11 protein-coding genes are annotated in these 20,152 nt (G+C 53.0%); all 11 read right to left on the bottom strand.

The annotated features are described in order from the left end of the window. The coding region (locus tag FBQ85_10225) for a hypothetical protein (protein MDL1875524.1) at positions 1-239 on the bottom strand (239 nt) is incomplete at its 3' end. 223 nt (positions 240-462) lie between these two features. Beyond that, positions 463-1,419, bottom strand: coding sequence for a hypothetical protein (locus FBQ85_10220; GenBank protein ID MDL1875523.1), 957 nt, complete (start codon positions 1,417-1,419; stop codon positions 463-465). A 51-nt stretch (positions 1,420-1,470) separates the two neighbouring features. Next, complete coding sequence (locus FBQ85_10215) at positions 1,471-3,114, bottom strand: acetolactate synthase (protein ID MDL1875522.1); 1,644 nt, start codon at positions 3,112-3,114, stop codon at positions 1,471-1,473. Positions 3,115-3,460: 346 nt separating this feature from the next. Continuing rightward, positions 3,461-4,822 (bottom strand): sigma-54-dependent Fis family transcriptional regulator, encoded by a 1,362-nt coding sequence (locus FBQ85_10210; protein ID MDL1875521.1) that lies wholly within the window; start codon positions 4,820-4,822, stop codon positions 3,461-3,463. 62 nt (positions 4,823-4,884) lie between these two features. Further along, positions 4,885-6,036 carry an alanine--glyoxylate aminotransferase family protein gene (locus tag FBQ85_10205; protein MDL1875520.1) on the bottom strand — a complete coding sequence of 384 codons (1,152 nt, stop codon included), beginning with the start codon at positions 6,034-6,036 and terminating at the stop codon, positions 4,885-4,887. 117 nt (positions 6,037-6,153) lie between these two features. After that, on the bottom strand, positions 6,154-6,753 hold the full coding sequence (locus FBQ85_10200) for a YihA family ribosome biogenesis GTP-binding protein (GenBank protein MDL1875519.1): 600 nt from the start codon (positions 6,751-6,753) through the stop codon (positions 6,154-6,156). A 140-nt stretch (positions 6,754-6,893) separates the two neighbouring features. Beyond that, positions 6,894-9,470 carry a T9SS type A sorting domain-containing protein gene (locus FBQ85_10195; GenBank protein MDL1875518.1) on the bottom strand — a complete coding sequence of 859 codons (2,577 nt, stop codon included), beginning with the start codon at positions 9,468-9,470 and terminating at the stop codon, positions 6,894-6,896. Positions 9,471-9,647: 177 nt separating this feature from the next. Then, on the bottom strand, positions 9,648-12,218 hold the full coding sequence (locus tag FBQ85_10190; GenBank protein ID MDL1875517.1) for a T9SS type A sorting domain-containing protein: 2,571 nt from the start codon (positions 12,216-12,218) through the stop codon (positions 9,648-9,650). A 114-nt stretch (positions 12,219-12,332) separates the two neighbouring features. After that, on the bottom strand, positions 12,333-14,912 hold the full coding sequence (locus tag FBQ85_10185; GenBank protein MDL1875516.1) for a T9SS type A sorting domain-containing protein: 2,580 nt from the start codon (positions 14,910-14,912) through the stop codon (positions 12,333-12,335). Between the two features lie 199 nt (positions 14,913-15,111). Beyond that, positions 15,112-18,297 carry a T9SS type A sorting domain-containing protein gene (locus tag FBQ85_10180; protein MDL1875515.1) on the bottom strand — a complete coding sequence of 1,062 codons (3,186 nt, stop codon included), beginning with the start codon at positions 18,295-18,297 and terminating at the stop codon, positions 15,112-15,114. A gap of 295 nt (positions 18,298-18,592) precedes the next feature. Continuing rightward, positions 18,593-20,152, bottom strand: a 1,560-nt coding sequence (lon, locus tag FBQ85_10175; protein MDL1875514.1) for an endopeptidase La, incomplete at its 5' end; no start/stop codon positions are given.

Below are 20,152 nucleotides of genomic sequence, written 5' to 3'. Positions count from 1 at the left end.
ATCGAGGTCGCGCCGAACGTGTCCGTTTCAATCACATCGCAGCCGGTTTCCAGGAAACTCGCATGCAACTTTTCAATTGCCTCGGGACGGGTGATGACCAGATGTTCGTTGCAACCGTTCAGCGCCTCGCCGCCGAAATCGTCAGCCGTGAGGTTCATGGTTTGCAAATTCGAACCGGTCGCGCCGTCGAACACGATGATCTTTTCCTGTAACCGCTGTTCAAAGAGAGTCGGAGCCATCTCGCTGCCTAATTTTGTTTTGGTTAAAATTTTGCGAATATAAAAAAGGCGGGGCGGAAATAAAAGGAGATTGTTTCGGCCTGATGATTCGCCGCGTCCGCAACGCTAAACAAGCGTCTTGTCGAGAACCTTCCCACCTCAATTTTACCAAGAGTTGCAACGGCTAAGCCGCTGCAGGAACATTTTCGAATGATGTAATGTCTTCAAGCGGCCACGGTGTCAACTAGTTCGAGGGAGTGCTCGCGGGCGCAGGTTTTTCCATTCGTTTTGTGGGGCGCGTTTGGCCGTCGTGTCTGGGGTAAAAGTAAAGCCGAACCGGCAAGCCGCGAAACGATTCGCTGAGCGTGTAGTAGCCATTTCCCTGTGCTTGCCAGGCGACTGCCTCGCCTTGCGGCTCAAGGATGTAAGGCATGATCGCAGGGGGTTTGGCAAGGGCGTCCCACACGTTTTCATTCTTGCCGCGCGGCCAATAGTAAATCATCACGTAGGTTTTGATCAAAATTCCATCGCCGGCGGGCGAAATGTCGCCGGCTACCGCGCCGCCGAACGCAAGCGTTGCCACATGCTCCAGCTTGATTGTTTCAGTCGTGGCTTGCGGATAGGCGGCGCGATAAACCAAGCTGACCGTGTCTTGCTTCGAAACGATATACAAATCATTCGTCAAGGGATCGATCATCAGGGTTTCTGCATCATGCGGGCGATCCGGATACTGTACCGTGATCGTCTCTGCCCCGGAAAGCGTCGAGTCTACCGGTGCTTGCTTGGCACTGACAACCGGCTCGGGAATGCGATGAATGTACTTAAGCGATTGGCGCGCAGAATTATCGCCGAGATCTCCGATATAAAGATAATCTTGACCGGCAATTGGTCCGGGGCCCAACGCGATATCCTCCCAATCGCGCGCGGTGACGCCGGCAATGGTGTAAACGCCGAGATGCTTGCCGTGCGTGTCGAGGGCATAAATGCAATTTTTGCCGCCGGAATCATTGTGCGTCCACAACACCTGAGAATTCTTTCGACTCGCCGCCAGGCCGGAGGCTTCTTTGATGGGTTTATGCTCGATAAGGCCACGATCGACCCGTTCGCCAAACTTGGGATTCTGAGCAGGAATTTCAAGCAGCATGCCCCCGGCCCCGAGAGTTATACCTATTGTCCAGCACCAAAATTTACGATGATTCATGGGTTGTCATCCTGTCAAAATGATCCTGCAAAATTACGAGCTGAAAAATAATCAAATGCTCAATCCTCGCATGAGATCCACGGTGCCGCGCAAGGTTTTGGGATCAATACGAACGTTCACACACCCTGCCACGCCCATCGAAAACGCGCGCTTCAATGCCGGCACGACTTCTTCCGGCTTCTCCACCCACTCGCCATAGCCGCCCAACGCCTCCACCATTTTTTCATAGCGCGTCTCTGCCAGATCCGTTGCAATCGAGGCCTTCTCACCCAACAAAGCAACTTGCGGATTGCGAATCTGGCCCCAGCCCGAATCATTTCCAATGAGTGAAACAATAGGGAGATGATGGCGGATCGCGGTGTCGAATTCCATACCGTTGAGGCCAAAGCTGCCATCGCCGTGCAGAATCAGCACTTTGTGATCCGGCTTCGCCAACTTTGCGGCGAGCGCGAACGACGGCCCAACGCCGAGACATCCGAACGGACCAGGATCCATCCAATTGCCAGGTTTAAGTACCGGCACGACGCGTGAAGCGCAGGCGACAAAGTCACCGCCATCGCCGATCACAATGGTTTTATCGTCAATGAATTTTATTACCTCGGCCAGCAAGCGATAGTGATTCATCGGCAATGCGTCGCTTTGCATCATTTTTTCAAGTTCAGCGTGCGTCTTTTGCTCGGCTTGCTTGATGAAATCGAACCATTCCTGGCGCAACGCCACGGGATGAATCGCATCCGTCAGCTCTTGCAGCACAAGACTCAAGTCGCCCGCCAGCCCCACATCATGATTGCGATTCTGGCCGAAATGGGTATCGGTTTTGTCGATCAAAATCAGCTTGGCTTTGGGATTGAACTTGCCATAGCCCAGGCGAAAGTCAAGCGGCGTGCCGACGATCACGACGACATCCGCTTGTTTGAAGGCCTCTTTGCGCGCATGCTGAAAAAAAAGTGGATGCGCCGGCGCAATGCAGCCGCGAGCAAGTCCGTTGAGAAAAATCGGCGCGTTGAGTTTCGCCGCCATTTTTTCAAAGGCCTCGTGCGCCTCTCCCCACCACAAATTGCTGCCGCCGAGAATCACCGGGGCATGCGCGCTGTTGAGCATGCTGGCGGCGATCATGATGCCGTCGGCGCTGGCGGCAGAGGGTTCCGCCGCGAACAGCGAATGCTGGCGCGACATCTCCTCAGCATTGATCGGCGCAAGCAGAACATCAATAGGCAATTCCAGATAAACCGGACCCGGCAAGCCAGACGTTGCCTGCCGAATCGCGGCTGCAACATACTCTCCAACGCGATCCGGCTCAGTCACACGGCGCGCCCATTTGGTGAGGGGCTTGAAGAGTTCGATTTGATTCATTTCCTGCAGCGCGCCGCGATCGGATTCTTTCACCGGCGCCGCGCCGGCAAGCACGAGCATGGGAGTATTCGCAAAGAAGGCATTGGCAACGCCGGTGACGGCGTCGGTCGCGCCCGGCCCGGCTGTGACCACGACGACGCCAAGTGAGCGTGTTTGGCGCGCCCAGCCGTCTGCGGCATGCGCTGCGGCCTGTTCGTGCCGCGTGTCGATCACGCGTATGCCCATTTTGGCAGCAGCAAGATAAATCGGAGCGATGTGGCCGCCGCACAACGTAAACAGATTTTTGACGCCCGCTTGTTTCAAAACCTGCGCGACCAGCGCGCCTGCGTTGAGAGGAGGCATGAGAGGCTCCTGAGGATATTAAACTTTAATGAGTAATGAGCTTCGATATCGCTGTTCGGTGGTTCTCTGATGCAACCAAGCTGCGGAAAAATGCTCCAAGTCTGCCGGGTTGTGATCGAGAAAGCTTATCAAGCTCGCAGCAATAGCAGGACTCATCCAACATCCCATTGCATGAAATTCTTCACGAAATTGCGCATACGATATCTCCCGTCATTCCCGAAGACAACTAATCAATTTTTTGGCAATAAGCAAGACGGGAAATAACATCGACGAAAGGAAATCGATTTGGGGCGGGAAGCAGCGGCGCGGAGAGTTCTGCCGCCAGAGTTTGAACGAGAGGTATTTGCTACAAATTGTACTTATGAATTTTATAGCGCATCGTGCGCAGACTAATCCCCAGGCGTTTTGCCGCTTCAGACTTGTTCCCACCGGCGCGCCGGATGGCGTCTTCGAGCACGAGTTTTTCAGCGGCTTCCATTTTTTCGCGATAGGTTTGGCCGCTGGCAATGAAGGAATTGGTGCCGGTAAAGGGGCGATTGCGCAGGCTGACCGTGAAGGGCAAATGCTCGGGCAGAATCGTGTCTCCCTCACCGAGCACGATGCTGTTTTCAATGGCGTTTTCCAATTCACGCACATTGCCGGGCCAGTGATAACTCATGCACATTTGCAGCGCCTCATCGGATATGCCCAGAACCGACTTCTGGTTGGCCGCGCTGTATTGTTTGACAAAATGTTCGATCAACAACGGAATATCTTCCAGGCGTTCGCGCAGCGGCGGTAAAAAAACCGGAATGACATTCAAACGATAATACAGATCCTCGCGAAATTGGCTGTTTAAAATCGCTTGCTCCAAATCGCGGTTGGTGGCGGTAATGACCCGCACATCCACATGAATCGATTCCGTACTGCCGAGACGGCTGATCTCCTTCTCTTGCAACAAACGCAACAGCTTCGTTTGCACGCTGGATGAAATATCGCCGATCTCGTCCAAAAAGATCGTTCCAGCATGCGCCAATTCAACCCGCCCAAATTTTCGGGCAGCAGCGCCGGTAAACGCGCCTTTTTCGTAACCGAACAGTTCGCTTTCCAACAGTGTTTCGGGGAATGCGCTGCAACTGATTTCAATAAGCGGACCGGCGGCGCGCGGACTGTTGTAATGAATCGCGCGGGCAACCAGTTCTTTGCCGGTGCCGCTTTCGCCGCGAATCAAGATGGTGGCCTGGCTTTTTGCCACTTTGGCGATTGTGCGAAAAACCTGTTGCATCGCCGGACTTTTGCCGATGATGCCTTCGTAGCGATATTGTTGTTGCAAACGATCACGCAGTTCTTCATTCTCTTGCCGCAATCTTTGCTCTTCTTCAGCTTTTTTGAGAATGACGAATAACTCGTCGAGATTGAGAGGTTTGGTGAGGTACTCGTAGACGCCGCGTTTCATGGCCTCGACGGCGTCCTTCACCGAACTGAAGGCCGTCATCACTATCGTCTTCATTTCCGGATTGATGGCGCGGCTGTTTTCATAGAGCTGCATGCCGTCGATCTCAGCCATCTTCAAATCCGTGAGCAGAATGTCAAAATTTTCCCGCTCGAGGCTGCGCAACGCCTTTTTGCCGCTTTCTACGCCAGCAACTTCGTGGCCTTCTTGTGTGAGAATCTGAACCAGGCCCGAAAGAGTGTTGCGATCATCTTCTGCAATAAGAATGCGTGCCATGAATGATTCTATTCCACAATATCCGCACTAAAGTCCGTTTCGCTGCGTCAAAAAATTTCGTGCTAAACAGCATTATCGTGTTGCTCGTTAAACGCGCGTTGCATCGCTGCCAGGCCTCTCCCCCACTCCACCGGCCAGCCCAACTCTGCCAGGGCCATTTCAATCGCAGCCATCAGGCCGATCATGTCAAGATGATCATAATCGCCCATATGGGTTACCCGAAAAATTTTGCCCTTCAATTGCCCCTGGCCGCCGGCGACGGTGATGCCGTATTTACTCCTTAACAACCCCGTGAAAGCTTTGCCATTTATGCCATTAGGGACTTTCACGGCGGTCAAAGCGTTCGAAGGAACTTGCGGGAAAATTTCAAGGCCAAGCGCTTGTATGCCGGCACGCATTGCAGAAGCCAAACGGGCATAATGTTGCCAATAAGACTCCAGGCCGTTTGCGCGCATGCGGCGCAGGGACTCTGCCAGGCTGACGACGGTGGTGATGGCCGGCGTCCAGGCGGTGCCCTGCTCTTGTGCGGCTTTGTGCGCGGCGGTGAAATCAAAATAATAGCGCGGCTGCGTGCTGTGTTTGTGCTTTTGCCATGCCCGTTGGCTAAGCGCCACGAACGCCAAGCCGGGCGGCGCCATTGCGCCTTTTTGAGAGCCGGATACGCACGCGTCAATGCCCCACGCATCAAAATAAAACGGCAACACGCCAACCGAAGTTATGCCATCAACAACGACCAGAGCCTCAGAATGTGCATGCACAATTTCAGCGAGACGTTTGACATCCGTGAAGCCTCCCGTCGAGGTCTCGCTATGGGTGCAAAACACGCCGGTTAAACCGTTCGTCGCCTTTACCACGCCCTCGAATACCTCGAGATCCAGCGCATCGCCCCAGGTTGGCATCGCCGAAATAACACTCAAGCCATAAGCGCGGCCCAATTCTGCCCAGCGTTCGCCAAACTTACCGCCTTCGATGACGATCACTTTATCGCCGGGATTAAACAAATTGCAAACGCATGCTTCCATTCCGCCGGTGCCGGAGGCAGTGAGCAGAACCACTTCCTGCTGGGTTTGAAAAAAGTATTGCAAATTCGCCTGCAGCTCTTGAAAAATTTCTTTGAAGGCCGGACCGCGATGATAGGGAAACATCGCGCCGGCAGCAAGGCGAACGGCCTCCGGAATTTGCGTGGGGCCGGGCGTAAAAAGACGAGAGCGCATAAGGTCGACGTTTATTAATTATTTCGGCAACGCGTTGGCCGTTGCCATCTTCATTAATCTGCCATCATCGTGTTTTGCCGGAACGCCCGGCCGTGGCAGGCCGGGAAATCAGGCGCGCTACAAACATTGGTTGATCGTCTGCCACAACTCCTTGCGGCCGAAATCCGTTTGCGCCGAAAACATCAACACGTGCGCAATTTGCAGATGCGCGAGGCTGGAAACGATCTCGCGGCGCCTGTTGGCACGCTGATTATTCGAGAGCTTGTCGGTTTTAGTTGCAACGACAATGACGGGCAGTTTCAAAGAAACGAACCAGAGCAGCAGCTCAAGGTCGCTTTCCAGCGCGCCATGGCGGCTGTCGATAATCGCAATGGCAGCGCGCAGAGTGCGAACCTGTTCGAAATAACCTTCGATCAAACGGCGCCATGCTTCGCGCTCGGTTTGCGAGACCTTGGCATAGCCATAACCGGGCAAATCGACAAAATAAAAAGAGCGATGGAATTCGCCGGTTTGCGTGAGACGATAGAAATTGAGTTGGCGCGTTTTGCCAGGCGTGCTGCTGGTGCGCGCGAGATTCTTGCGCCCCACCAGGCAATTGATGAGGCTCGATTTTCCCACATTCGAGCGGCCGCAAAAAGCGATCTGGGGCAAATCATCTTTGGGAAATTGCGCGCGCTGCGCCGCGCTGATAATGAATTCCGCTGCGGCAATTCTCATGGTAAATCCAATGGTTTCAAAATTGGCAACATTGCACAGGCCATTGTTTGCGCAAGAACACCAAAAAAAAACGCCCGCCATAATCAAGCGAGCGTCGCAATATAACCAAAGAGATGGCCGCAGTCAAATCAAATCTCGCGCTATCGAATAACGGCCAGCTTGCGCGTCGCCGCAAAACCTTCACTCTCCAAACGATAAAAATAAATCCCGGAAGCGAGACTGCTGGCATTGAACTCGACACGATGTGCGCCGGCAGCAAAGTCCCCATTGGCCAACAAGCGTACCAACTCACCGGACAGATTGTAGACCGCAAGCTTGATTTTCCCCGCGCGAGACAGATCGAATCGAATCGTCGTGGAAGGATTGAAGGGGTTGGGATAGTTTTGATACAGGGAAGGTGTGGTTGGAAGAGTATGATCAACGGGGTTTCCTGCTACCGCCATCGGGTTGCTGCGGCCGGTGGCGAAAGTGGCGACGCCGCCGAGGTCGGCAACGTAAAGAAAGCGGCCATCCGGTGAAAGCTCCAAGTCTGCCGGGTCAAACATGCCGTAGACGTCATCCTTCCAGCTCTGGAAACTTTCACGCTGCATCAACTGACCACTGACGCTGTCGCGATCGAAAAAGGCTAACATGCTCGCACCGTAGCCGATACCGCCGACGAGCGCATAGACTGCCAAGCCATCGGCGGAAATCTCCAAATCGCGCACCTCTCCCCAGCCGTGGAAATCGAGCCGATGCGCGAACCCCAGCTCCCCCGACAGCGCATCCCGCTTTAGAATCGCAATGGCTGGTTCGCCGTCGGCATCGGCGTCCGAATCGGCGGTCGTTGCGTAAACATGCCGGCCCTCCGGCGAGACTTTGATGGCCATACCGGCCCAGTCGGAAACATTTCTTATCATGAGCCTGCTGCGAAAGGAAAGCTCCCCGGTTTGAGTGTTCCGTTCGAACGTGGCAATCTTCTGCAACAGATCGTTGCCGACGTGGTTGCAATAAAAGTTCCTGCCTTCCGGGGAGAGCGCCATCGAGACGATTTCAAACAAGCCATGCGGCCGGCCGTCGAGCTTTTGCACGAGGGCGAGCTCGCCGGTCTGGGGATTTCGCTGGTAAACCCGCAGGAACATTTTGTCATTGAGATAAAGATGCGATCCCTCAGGGGAAAAGACCATGGCGCCACCCCATTCCAGATATGTTGGGACGACGAGAGAGTCATGCCGGGTTTGAACAAGCTGCAAGTCGCCGCTGGCGGGATCGATTGCAAAAGTTGTCAGGGTGCCCTTCTCGAAGCTCGAAACGTAGAGATGCCGGCCGTCGGGCGCCATGACCATCGCGTTGAGGCTCGCGAGCGAATCACTTCGCACGAGCGCAAGAGCGCCCTTCGCCTGTTGTCGGGAGAAGGTGCTGATGCCCGCGTCTTCGAAGCGTGTACCAACATAGAGAAAGCGGCCATCCGGCGAGACTTCGATGGAGCGTGAGCCACGCAACCGGTCGGTGCCGCCAATATTATTTTTGAATTGTTGGGCCAGCGACAGTGCTCCTGTGGAGACATCCCTTTTAAATATCGAATGCCGGCTGCGGCCATCAATCATATATATGGCATCTCCATTGGGCGACATGCAAATGCGCGAGGGTTGGTCGGAAGTGTAGTAATCGATCTTGAGCAGATGATCATCCACTACCGTAAGCTGACCAGTGCTGTCATCAATTTGGTACAAGGCGAAATAGCTGGCGTTATTGTAATGGAGAAAATAAATCTGCGAACCGTCTGGAGAGGTGACTAAGTTTTTCAGGCTATTATGGTTGATCGTCTGTCGAACTTGTAGCTCACCATCTGCCTCACCACGAGCAAAAACGAATAGCTTGCCAGCAAACAAATTGATAACATAGATAATTTCGCCACCAGGAGAAGCGGTTATGCCACCACGTTCCCACCTCCCATCGGGAGTTGGCCCTGTGTCATAGAGGTTTTGATAATCAATTCTTCCAGTATTCAAGCTGCGACCAAGAATGACAATCTTGGTCCCGTTCTTCCCTCCACCGTAGAGATGTTTTCCATCCGGCGAAATCGCGATCCACGCTGGAACATTGAAGCCGCCCAACTCGGGCGCGCCATTTTTCAAGACCTGAACTTTCGTGATTTCGCCGCTTTCAATGTCGCGAGCAAAGGCTGCCACAAGGCCAACGCCGCTGTAAAACCAATAAAGGTGCCGGCCCTCGGGTGACATCAAAAGCTTGTGATTGCGCTCCACAAAGGGCCGAGTGCCACGCTGCCGGCCAAAGGCACTATCGTGAATCACTTGTTTGAGTGTGATGTTGCCCGTGGACGTATCTCTGGCAAAGAGCAGCAAAGTTTGCTGGTTCTGACAGACACCGTACAAATAGCGACCATCGGGTGCCAGGGCGAGATCCGTAACATTGTAAACGTCGCGCACACCCTCGTGATCATTGTTGAGAACCTGAACGACCTCGAGGGTATCAACACCATCACGGCGTTGAAAAACTGCAATCGTGTTGATGCCGCCGGCGTAGACATTCCTGCCATCGGCCGAGCAGATGATGGCGTTATCCAGATCGGTATCGGAAACAAAGGAGACAAAGCCGGTTTCCTGTGCGTAATTGAATGAGTAGAATAGCAGCATTGAAGCGATGACAGAAGCTCGAACACGATCGACCTGTCGACAAATTGGTTGACGGTTGAAATCATCCTGACGCATAAGCATTGTCTTATTCGGGTTAATTGAATATCAAAATCTAGTAAGATGAGCGCCGGATATTATACCGTCACTCGACTCATCCCGAAGAAAGATCAATCAAGTATCTCTGATCCCGTAGAGCCGCCAATCGGGCTTTGCAGCGTCTCGCCAGTAAAGCCTGACTTCGCCCCATCCGATACGATTTCATCTTACAACCAACATCTTTCGAACCTTATCGAACTCGGGAGTATGCAACCGGTAGAAGTACACTCCGGAAGCTACCGAAACACCTTGATGATTGTGACCGTCCCAAATTCTGGCATGATAGCCGGCTTCCATTGGCTCATCGATGAGCGTCCGCACGCGACGCCCCAGCACGTCATAAATGATCAGAGCCACGTGAGTTGCCTTGGGGAGATCAAGCGTGATCACGGTTACCGGATTGAAGGGGTTGGGATAATTTTGTGAGAGGGAAGGTGTGGTTGGAAGAGCTTGATCAACGGGGTTTCCTGCTACCGCTGTCGTGTTGCTGCGGCCGGTGGCGAAAGTAGCGACGCCGCCGAGGTCGGCAACGTAAAGATGCGTCTGGTCAGGAGCAAGCGCGAGCTCAAAAGGGTCGAACATGCCATACACGCCATTCGTCCAGCTTTCGAATTGCTCTTTGAGCGAAAGGCGGCCACTGGTTGAATCGCGTTCAAGGAAAGCCACCATGCCCGAGCTGTAGCCGGTGCACGTTGCCAGCGCATAGAGAATCTGCCCGTCGGGGGTAAACGTCAAATCACGAATCTCACACCAGCCGGGAAGCGTCAGGTTTTGAATGGGCCGGAGTACGCCAGAGATGCGGTCTCGTTCAAAGACGCTAATCACCGGTTCGCCGTCAAAATCAGCGTCGCGATCGATGGTGGCGGCGTACAGATGGCGGCCGTCGGGTGAAACGTGCATGGCGGTGGCAGCGCTCAAGGGATCGAGATTGAGCTCATCCGCAAAGATCATCTGCCCGGTATTTGAATCGCGCGAGAAAATTGAGATGTGATCATAAACAGGATTGGGATGGGAACCGCTCCAGTATGCATGTGCTCCGTCTGGAGCAACAGCCAGAGCTTGCATGCGGTAAGAGTTGTAGTCGCGACCATTGATTTTTTGCAATCGTTCCAAGACACCAGAGCCTGGGTCGCGACGATATACGGTCAACTCGGTGTCGGTTGTAACATAGAGATGCAAGCCATCGGGAGTAAACGTCATGGAAAAATCCCGGCCAGCGCCGGAGCCATCGTTGGGCATTGTTGGCAGTTGCCGCAAACCACCGGTACGGCGGTCACGCGCAAAGGCTTCAAATGGGGTCTTTTCATTTTTGGTCACATACAAATGTTCGCCGTCCGGCGACATCACCATCACCCGGGCGTTGGGCAGAGGATAAAACTCCGTGAGCGTAAGCCGGCCATCGTGGCTATTACGGCCAAAGATATTGATGCCGGCATCGTCGCCTTGAGCGCCAACATAGACGAACTCGCCATCGGGTGAGACTTCAACTGAGCGCGAGACATGCAGACGGTCGGTGCCGCCGAAATGGTTGCTTACCTTGTTTGATAATGTTAATTCTCCGAAAATTGAGTCAACTCCGAATATTGTCACTGCGTTTTCACTTGAAAGGAGAATCGACAAATCAATCGGACAAAGTGTTAGACTTGCGGCTGTCGTAAAACTGCCGTCAATGACTTGTGTCAAGTTGAGCTGGCCCGATTCAGTTTCTCTCGTAAACGCTGCAATGTCTCCATTTCTACCCAGGTAGACATGGGAACCGCTATTTGACATCAATATCGCTCTTGGGCCAGGCTGACTTATTTTGTCTAAGAGAGAGAGATTACCATCTTCAGTATTTCGGGTGAATACAAGAAGACGGCTGGATCCGAAGTTAGTGGCATACACCGAGGTACCGTCCGGCGAGACAAGAATCGTACTTGCGAGCCAGGAGCCGACTCGTGTCGAGTCTGTATCGTAAACTTTCTCGAAACTGATTTGACCGGTCAACTGGTCACGAGCCATCACGAGTACTTTGTATCCATTATAGCCGGCGCCGTATAGGAATCGGCCATCTGGTGAAATGGCTAGTGAGCTGGGTACTTTGAATCCGCCTAGATTTGCATCCCCGTTTTTCAAAGCCTGAATCTTTCTGATACTGCCGCTTTGCTTGTCCCGAGCGAAGACAGCGATGACATTGTCAGAATAATTCGACGCCGGGCTGTAGAGCCAGTAGAGATGTGAGCCGTCAGCAGAGATCAAAAGCTCGTAGTTGTATTCCACGAACGGAATCGTTTGATAAAAGCTGGTAAAGGCGCTGTCCCGAAAGGATTCAACCAATGTGATTTCGCCCGTGGAGGTGTCGCGCGAAAACAGGAGCAAAGATTGATTGATGATTTCTACGGCGTATAAGAAGCGGCCATCCGGCGTGACGGCGAGATCTATGATATTGTGAATTCCCCGAATGTCTGCAACATCATTATTGAGTACCTGCAGAGTAGTGAGGGAGTGATCTGCGTTGTGCGCGAAGGCCACTAGCGTGAAAGCGCCGCCAGCATAAACGTTTTTACCGTCAGGTGAGCACGTAATGCTGTAACCGAGGTGAGTATCAGCGATATAGGAGACGAAGCCGGCAGGCTGGCTGAAAGCCGAGGTGGACGTGATCAAAAAACAGATGCCTAAAATGAGATGGCAGCGAACTTTTTCAGCCCAGCTCTCCACCCTGCCAGTCACGCGATTGAGAAATTGTTCGGTCATGGAATTGTCGGTGTTGTTTTGTACGTACTGCGCTTGCGTGCGGAAACCGCCGGGTTGGTGGCGGCGACGAAGGTGTTGTCAGTATGGGGGGGAGTTGAGTTAGAGAATTGGATATCACCGCACCAGCGCCAGCTTACGCGTCGCCACAAAGCCTTCACCCTCCAGGCGATAAAAATAAACTCCGGAAGCCAGCCCGCTGGCGTCGAACTTAACGCGATGAGAGCCGGTAGCAAAATTTCCATTAGCCAACAAGCTCACCAGCTCGCCACGAAGATTGTAAACGGCGAGCTTGACTCTTCCGGCTTGGGGCAGGTCAAAACCAATGGTGGTGGAGGGATTAAAGGGATTGGGATAGTTTTGTGAGAGAGAATATGCCGCCGGGAAGGTCCGACTTATATGATTCTCTGTGACACTCGTTGTATTACTGCGGCCGGTGGCAAAGGTGGCGACGCCGTTCACGTCCGCAATATAGATAAAGCGGCCGTCGGGCGAGAGCGACAAGTCTCTCGGTGAGAACATGCCATACACACCCTCCTTCCAACTTTGGAAACGTTCTCGCAACGTCAGTTCTCCGGTGGCGGCATCACGATCGAAAAACGCCAGCAAGCCCGCGCCATAGCCTTCGCCACTGACCAGGGCATATACTTTGAGCCCATCGGAGGAAATCTCCAAACCCCGCGTTTCACTCCAGCCGGTGATGAGCACGCTCTGTTGAGAAGTCAGTTCTCCCGTGATCGCGTCACGGTTGAATATCAGAATCCGCGGTTCGCCGTCGTAATCCGCTTCAAAATCACCGGTCGTGGCATAAACATGCCTGCCGTCCGGTGCGACCTTGATGGCCATGGCGCCCCAAGGATACGTATACTCGCCGTTGAGCGTCACTTTGCTGCCAAAAGATAGCTCGCCGGTTTGGGTGTTTCGTTCGAACGTTGCAATCACTTGCGGCCGGCCGTTGGTGAAATTGTTCCAGTACAAGTGCCGCCCGTCAGGCGAAACGGCCAGGGAAATCAGCTCGTGCAGGCCGTATTCCTGTCCCGGGAGTTTTTGAACGGGAGAAATTGTGCCGGTGAGGGGATCACGTTGGTAAACACGCAGATTGGTTCCATCGTTGAAATAGAGGTGTAAACCGTCCGGTGAAAAAGCCATCGTGCCGCCCCATTCCAAATACACGTTTTGGTTAAGAGTATCGTGCAAAGTTTGTACAGGCAGTAAGCCGCCCACGGCTTGATCAATGGCCAAAGCTGAAATCGTATTCTTCTTAACACTTGACACGTAGAGATGCCGGCCGTCGGGCGCCATGATCATGGCGCTGACGTCAGGCAGAGAATCGCTTCGCGTCAAGGTGAGAGTGCCTTGGTCCTGATCGCGAGCAAAAGTGCTGATGCCGGCATCTTCGATACGCGCAGCGACATAGAGAAACCGGCCATCGGGCGAGGTTTCCACGGAGCGTGAGCGGCCAAGCCGGTCCGTGCCGCCGAGGTTGTTATCGAAGATCTGTTGTGAGACGAGCTTGCCGCTCATTTCGTCTCTGGCAAGAACTTGACCACCTACCAGTATTATATTGTTGCCGTCCGGCGACATGATTATGCCAGACGGTGATCGTCCGCCATGGGACTCTTCAAACATCTCCATAAACTTGAGTTCTGCCGATTGAGTGCTTCTTGCATAAATTGCAAAGCGACCGCCCCAAATTTCTATGTAAAGGTTCTTTCCATCAGGCGACAACAAAACAGTAGACGGTGTGGGGTGAGATATGCTCTGAAAAAAATCCAGATCACCCGTGTATCGGTCACGGTGGAAGATAAAGACTTTATCGTAGTCGTAACTGTCGGCGTACGTGGCATAGACTGATTGGCTATCGGGTGAAACGATGATGCTGCTATTGAACCATGCACCAGTACTTAGCGGCGGAGTCTTATAGGTTTTCATTAATTGTAATCGGCCGCTGGATATCTCTTGAGAAATCCACATAACTACATTATCGTTATAACCACAGCCATAAATATCTTTGCTGTTCGGCGAGACAGCGATTGAACTTGGAATATTGAATCCACCAAGAGCCGGGTCACCATTCTTAATTGTTTGAATCCTTTCGAGATAACCGGTTTGCTTATTTCGCCTAAATACTGCAAGACGATTATCTGGGTAATGCCATAGTGGACTGTAAAGCCAGAAAAGGTGTGCGCCATCCGGAGAAAGCAAGAGTCTATAATTTCTTTCCACAGCCGGCACATCACCGTATCGGCTGAAAAATGCACTATCTTTGATCGCGTCTTTTAGAAGAATCTCACCAGTAGCCAAATCTCTTGTAAAGAGAAGCAAGGTTTGATCGGCGCCCCTAATGGCATAAACGTAACGTCCATCCGGCGCGACTACCATGTCTACGATCCGTCCAATTTGAGCCACACCTTGATGGTCATTATTGAGCACTTGCCGAGTCACAAGGCTGCCATCCGCTTGACGCGCGAAAACGACGATCGTGTACAAGCCGCCGGCATAGACGTTTTTGCCGTCCGGTGAGCAAGCCAGGCAATAACTGACTTCGGTATCTCCAATATGGGATATAAAACGTGGTTGAGCTTGCCCGGTTCCGGGTAGCAATGTCGCTCCAAAGACGAACACCAGAAAAATGCGACGAATTGGGGCATGTAACCTTCCAGAGCAGAGCAATTGCCGAGAATCGTTTTTTTTCATGAACCTTCGCTTCAGCTTGCCAAGGGCTTGGGGAATTATCTTGACCGCAACTTAAATAACTACCGGCATTAGAGCAAAGGTGAAGAACTTTTTTGAAGGAAATTTCAAGGGTCGCCCCGATACCTAACCCATGACAAAATGCGAAAGGAGAAAGCACATCTTTGCGCTTTCTCCTTTCTTGAGATATCCTCATTCTAACTCATCGCAATAGGGTTAGCTTTCTCACATAGGTGAGGCTATTTGCGTGCATGCGACAAAAATAAAGTCCGGATCCGGCGAAAGCGCCTTCATCGTTTTTGCCGTCCCAGGTAACGGCATGATAGCCTGCTTCTTGCTGCTCATTCACCAGCGTCCGTACCTTGCGACCGAGCATGTCGAATATGGTAATGCTTATCTGTCCCGCCTTCGGCAGATCATACTTGATCATGGTAGTCGGATTGAATGGATTCGGATAATTGTGGTGCAACGCAAACCGCTCAGGCAAGCGAGGATCGCTCTGGGCCGACTCGGCAGGCATGGCCACCTTGCGCGGCGGACCATTATATGTTCCAATCCAAACGCCGTTGCCATGCGTGGGCATGATGATTTTATCGGGGTTGTTCGGAAAAAATGCCATCGTCACAGCATCCGGCCATTGGTGCTGGGTGATACTATTTGATAACCTGGTTACTTGAAGCTGCTGACCATTCTCTGTAATCTCCCAGAGGTTCATGAGTTTGTAATTGTCTTCACCTTTCAATTTGGGATTGTCAGAATCGGCGCTGTTGTTTTCGCGCAGACTGAAGCGATATGTTACCGCAATGATACTTGAGCTAATGGGATCTTCTGCCAGGCCGCCAATAGCCATTGTCATGCTTGTCGGGTCATTGGAAGGGAGCTTGTTTTCTCCACCAATAACCCATATGTTCGGATTGTTTGGGGTTGGTGGGGTTGGTTTTGTCCATCGAATCAAACCTCCCGTATAGTTCTCTCCTGGGCTGTCCTTGGCTGTTGGCAAATGTCCTGATGTTACGCCGGCCCATACATGAGTCGAGGTGACCAACAGATTAATCACATCAGTGGCGACGTTTTTGTCACCCGTGAAGTCATTTGGTTCAGTACTGCCGGTATATCTTCCTCTAATGACCTCGTCCACACGCTCAATGCAATCTGTCGGGTCGAAATTGGCACGATTATTCTTGAGCTCAAGACGAAATACCCCTCCACTCGGCCAGTGCCGGGCAACGTAGAGATAATCCGTATTAACATCAGGATCAAACGCCAAGCGCGAGTAATTGTGATGCCGGCCAATGTTTGCAGGAATGAGATTGGTGAGCTCAGGATCAGTGATTTGTACAAAATCACCAGAGTTGAACGTGGGATCCAGCGTGCCGTTCGTATTGATCCGGGCATAATAAATTCCGCGATTGCGTGCGGCAACAAACACCCCTCTGCTATCATCCTTCACATCGAATACAAACGCCTGAATCATCGCATCCGGCAGGCCCTTAAATGGGCTGTTCGGCCCGCCGGCAATGATCTCCCAATCTTCCGGGCCGCCGGCGCCGGCGAGAGTGTTTTTGAGCAAGCCGCCTTGGCCCACCTCGTTTGGCCGAAGATTGCGCGTGCCGGCAGAAGCGATCACGGTGTTGGCATTCTGCGGGTGAAAAGCGAGATGATAAATGAACTGGTTCAACGTGTTGCCGTTGCCGTCTTGATACCACTGCGAAGTTGCCAGCCGGCGCTGCGACCATTTCACGGGATTATCGTTGATGTTCGTGGTGCGCAACAGGCCGTTATCGCCGCAACCAACCAGCACGACATTGGCATTATCCGGCTTGAACACTGCCTGCTGGCCGTTGAAAAAGACTTCATCCATGCCGCGGCTGACATAGGCATCGTCGCCGTTCGCATCTGTACCGGCTTTGGCCGTAAAAATTTGCTGATAGTAGCGGGGTGAATCAAACTGAAAAAGCGGGAAGGTTCCATCTCCCGGCCCCTGCGCTTCCCCAGCGCCGCCGCCCGGAGCTTTGAGCGGGCCATAGCCCCAGCACCCGTAAACCGTGGGATGCGCATGCGGATCTTCGGGATTGATATCGAGGCTGCCGAATTTGAGCGGGCTATTGCCCTCACTGTCAAGCTCACGATATCCCACATCATTCGTTCCAAACGGAGAAGCCAGATCGGGCGAGACGATTTCACGAAAGACATTGGTTCCACCGGCAAGGGTATTGTTTGTCACCGCCAAGTAAATGCGCAGCTCCAATTCCTTGCCCAAGAATAGCTCGAAAGCCGTGCGCGTGCAACTTGACTTTGCGGCAAGGCGCCCGAGCCGCCGACCGGCATGTTTCATAACCCAGTTGGGTTGATTGGGCGAAGTTGCTTGACTCTGTGGCGATTCTGCCAACAAATCACTCAGCGCAGCCAGATTGGTAAGGGCGCGATAAACGCCTCCGCCGTCGACATTTTTGTCGGTGTAACTGGTGACCCAGGCATGAAATGTCGAGCCAGCTTGATTGGGATTTGGCGCGGCACTGTTGTGGAGCGAAACCAGGCTAACAGGATTCTTGATCGGATTGCCGCCGGGATTGGTTGTAATCTTAACGAAATTCACCTGTTCGCCGCTTCCAAACGCGGGTGTAAACATGTTGTTGCTGTAATAAACGCCGCCTTTATATGCGAAAGGAGCATCTTTGTCTGTTTTGGCAAAGCCGGTGGTCACAAAAACATGAATAGCATTGTTGTCAGAGCAGGTGGCGTAATCAATATCATAAACAATCTCGTCTGGATCAGCGCCATCAATGGTGACGGCATCCCAGTTTTGCCCGCCGTCGCTGGAGCGCAACAGAGTTCCCAGGCCAAACCGCGTCACCGGTTTTTCGCGCAGATCACCGATGCCCGCCAGCATGAAATTCGTGTTCAAGGGATATTCTCTGATGATGCCGATCCAAGGGTAGCGGCCGTCTTCGGCTTTCATTGCGGCAAAGCCTGGGTCACTGCGCTCAGGCATGTTGGCTGCCAGCCAATTACCGCCGGCTGCTGAACCGTAATGAATGCCTTCCCCGCTTCCAATAATGATCCTCGTATTTGGCACGTTGAAAGCTATGGTGGTGAGGTTGGCATCGGGAACATCGGCTTCAGTTGACGCAGCGGGATCCCAAATCCGCTCCCATGAATCGCCGAGATCCGAAGAACGAAAAAGCCCCGATACATCTGTGGCAAGATAAAGATGAGGAGTACTGAGCGGATTTCCGATGAGATGATAGGGATCGAAACGAATTTCCTGGCAAAAGCCTCCGCCGCCCAGGGATTGGTTTTGCCAAGTGAAGCCGCTTTGGCCAAACGTTTGCCTGCCAAGCGCCAGACATACAAACGCTGTCACTAAAAGTTGGAGCGCCTTTGACATGTCAAAGCTCCTTTCCTGAATGAAAGTTTGAATCTACGGCGACAGGCAACCCCGCGTCAAAGAAGCATGCCGTGTTAGGAATGAAAGTGGGGAGGGTTGAAGTACGAGGATTAAGAGGCGGTCACCCCACCGCAAAGTAAAAATTTTGTGGCGTATGCCAAGAAATTTTCGGGGTGGTATGATGCCGATTAAACGTCACGCGGCTTTCAAGTCACGGCCCAAGACCGGAAAAATCTTCTCGGTCGCAATAGCTTTCCGGGATAATACTAGAAAACTGTGAAATGATGAGCCTTGGTCAATTGATCGCTGCAGGCCGAGAAGGCATCCGCTTGCGCATTCGCCTGCGCCGGGACGTTGTCGTCTTGGAAGTTTCCTGAGCGGGCAATTGCTCGCCGGGTTCTTTTTCGCACAAAACGAGTTGCAGCACTTCTTCCACGTGCTTGACCGTGATCACTTCGATGCCTTTGCGCAAGGGCGCCGGCAGTTCTTTCAGATCTTTGGCGTTTTCCTGGGGAATAATCACCTTCTTGATGCCCAGGCGCTGCGCGGCCAGCATCTTCTCATTTAGTCCGCCGATGGCAAGCACGGATCCGCGTAACGTGATTTCGCCGGTCAGCGCAATGTCGCGGCGCACTGCACGGTTGCTCAACGCAGAGACCATCGCGGCCACCAAAGTAATGCCGGCAGACGGTCCATCTTTTGGAATCGAGCCTTCGGGGATGTGAATATGAAGATCCATGTCCTTCCAGAAGTCGCCGCGAATGCCAAGTTTGGCCGCATTGGTGCGAATGAACGATAATGCCGCACGCGCGCTTTCTTTCATAACGTCGCCGAGCTTGCCGGTCAAAACAAGATTGCCCTTGCCCGGCATGAGGCTCACTTCGATGTCGAGCACGTCGCCGCCGTAGCGTGTCCACGCCAGGCCTGTGGCGGTTCCGATGGCACGCTGCTCGGTGAGCGGGCGTTGCGGATACTTGGGAAAGCCGAGATCCACTTCGAGAGCGCGCGGCGTGATTTCGCGGCGTTTCAGCTCGCCTTTGGTGGTTATGGCATAGGCAGTCTTGCGGCAAACCGAAGCCAGCTCGCGCTCGAGGTTGCGCACGCCAGCCTCGCGGGTGTATTCGCGGATGATCTTGAGAATGGCGGCATCTGAAAAGCGGAGCTGCTCGGCGGTGAGGCCGTGTTCGCGCAGCAATTTGGGCAGCAGGAAACCTTTCGCGATTTCCAGCTTGTCATGCTCCAGATAGCCCGGCAGATCGATCAATTCCATGCGGTCCAGCAGGGGCTCGGGAATTTGGCTGCGCACGTTCGCGGTGGTAATGAACAACACCTGGCTGAGATCGTAATCGACTTCGAGATAATGATCGTTGAAAACTTTGTTCTGCTCGGGATCGAGTACTTCGAGCAGCGCGGCCGCCGGGTCGCCGTGAAAATCGAACGTCATCTTGTCGATTTCGTCGAGCAAAAAGACCGGATTAATGGATTTGGCGCGCTTCATGCTTTGAATGATGCGGCCCGGCATCGAACCGATGTAGGTGCGGCGATGCCCGCGGATTTCCGCTTCGTCGCGCACGCCGCCCAACGACATGCGCACGAAATTGCGTCCCATGGCGCGTGAAATTGACTTTGCGAGAGAAGTTTTGCCCACGCCCGGCGGGCCCACCAGACACAAAATCGGGCCTTTCATTTTTTGCACGAGCTGCAACACGGCAAGTTGTTCGAGAATGCGTTTCTTGGGATTTTCCAAGCCATGATGATCCTCGTCGAGAATCATTCTGGCATTTTGCACCTCGAGCACATCCTCGGTTTTTGCTACCCAGGGCAATGCGATCAACCAATCGATATAATTGCGAAT

This window comes from Cytophagia bacterium CHB2, from assembly GCA_030263535.1.
Lineage (GTDB): Bacteria > Zhuqueibacterota > Zhuqueibacteria > Zhuqueibacterales > Zhuqueibacteraceae > Coneutiohabitans.
This window is presented reverse-complemented; position numbering and strand designations above follow the sequence as displayed.

Bases quoted from the DNA above. Each gene is read 5' to 3' on its own strand.
- FBQ85_10220 (MDL1875523.1), bottom strand. From the start codon at position 1,419: ATGAATCATCGTAAATTTTGGTGCTGGACAATAGGTATAACTCTCGGG.
- FBQ85_10215 (MDL1875522.1), bottom strand. From the start codon at position 3,114: ATGCCTCCTCTCAACGCAGGCGCGCTGGTCGCGCAGGTTTTGAAACAA.
- FBQ85_10210 (MDL1875521.1), bottom strand. From the start codon at position 4,822: ATGGCACGCATTCTTATTGCAGAAGATGATCGCAACACTCTTTCGGGC.
- FBQ85_10205 (MDL1875520.1), bottom strand. From the start codon at position 6,036: ATGCGCTCTCGTCTTTTTACGCCCGGCCCCACGCAAATTCCGGAGGCC.
- FBQ85_10200 (MDL1875519.1), bottom strand. From the start codon at position 6,753: ATGAGAATTGCCGCAGCGGAATTCATTATCAGCGCGGCGCAGCGCGCG.
- FBQ85_10195 (MDL1875518.1), bottom strand. From the start codon at position 9,470: ATGCTTATGCGTCAGGATGATTTCAACCGTCAACCAATTTGTCGACAG.
- FBQ85_10190 (MDL1875517.1), bottom strand. From the start codon at position 12,218: ATGACCGAACAATTTCTCAATCGCGTGACTGGCAGGGTGGAGAGCTGG.
- FBQ85_10185 (MDL1875516.1), bottom strand. From the start codon at position 14,912: ATGAAAAAAAACGATTCTCGGCAATTGCTCTGCTCTGGAAGGTTACAT.
- FBQ85_10180 (MDL1875515.1), bottom strand. From the start codon at position 18,297: ATGTCAAAGGCGCTCCAACTTTTAGTGACAGCGTTTGTATGTCTGGCG.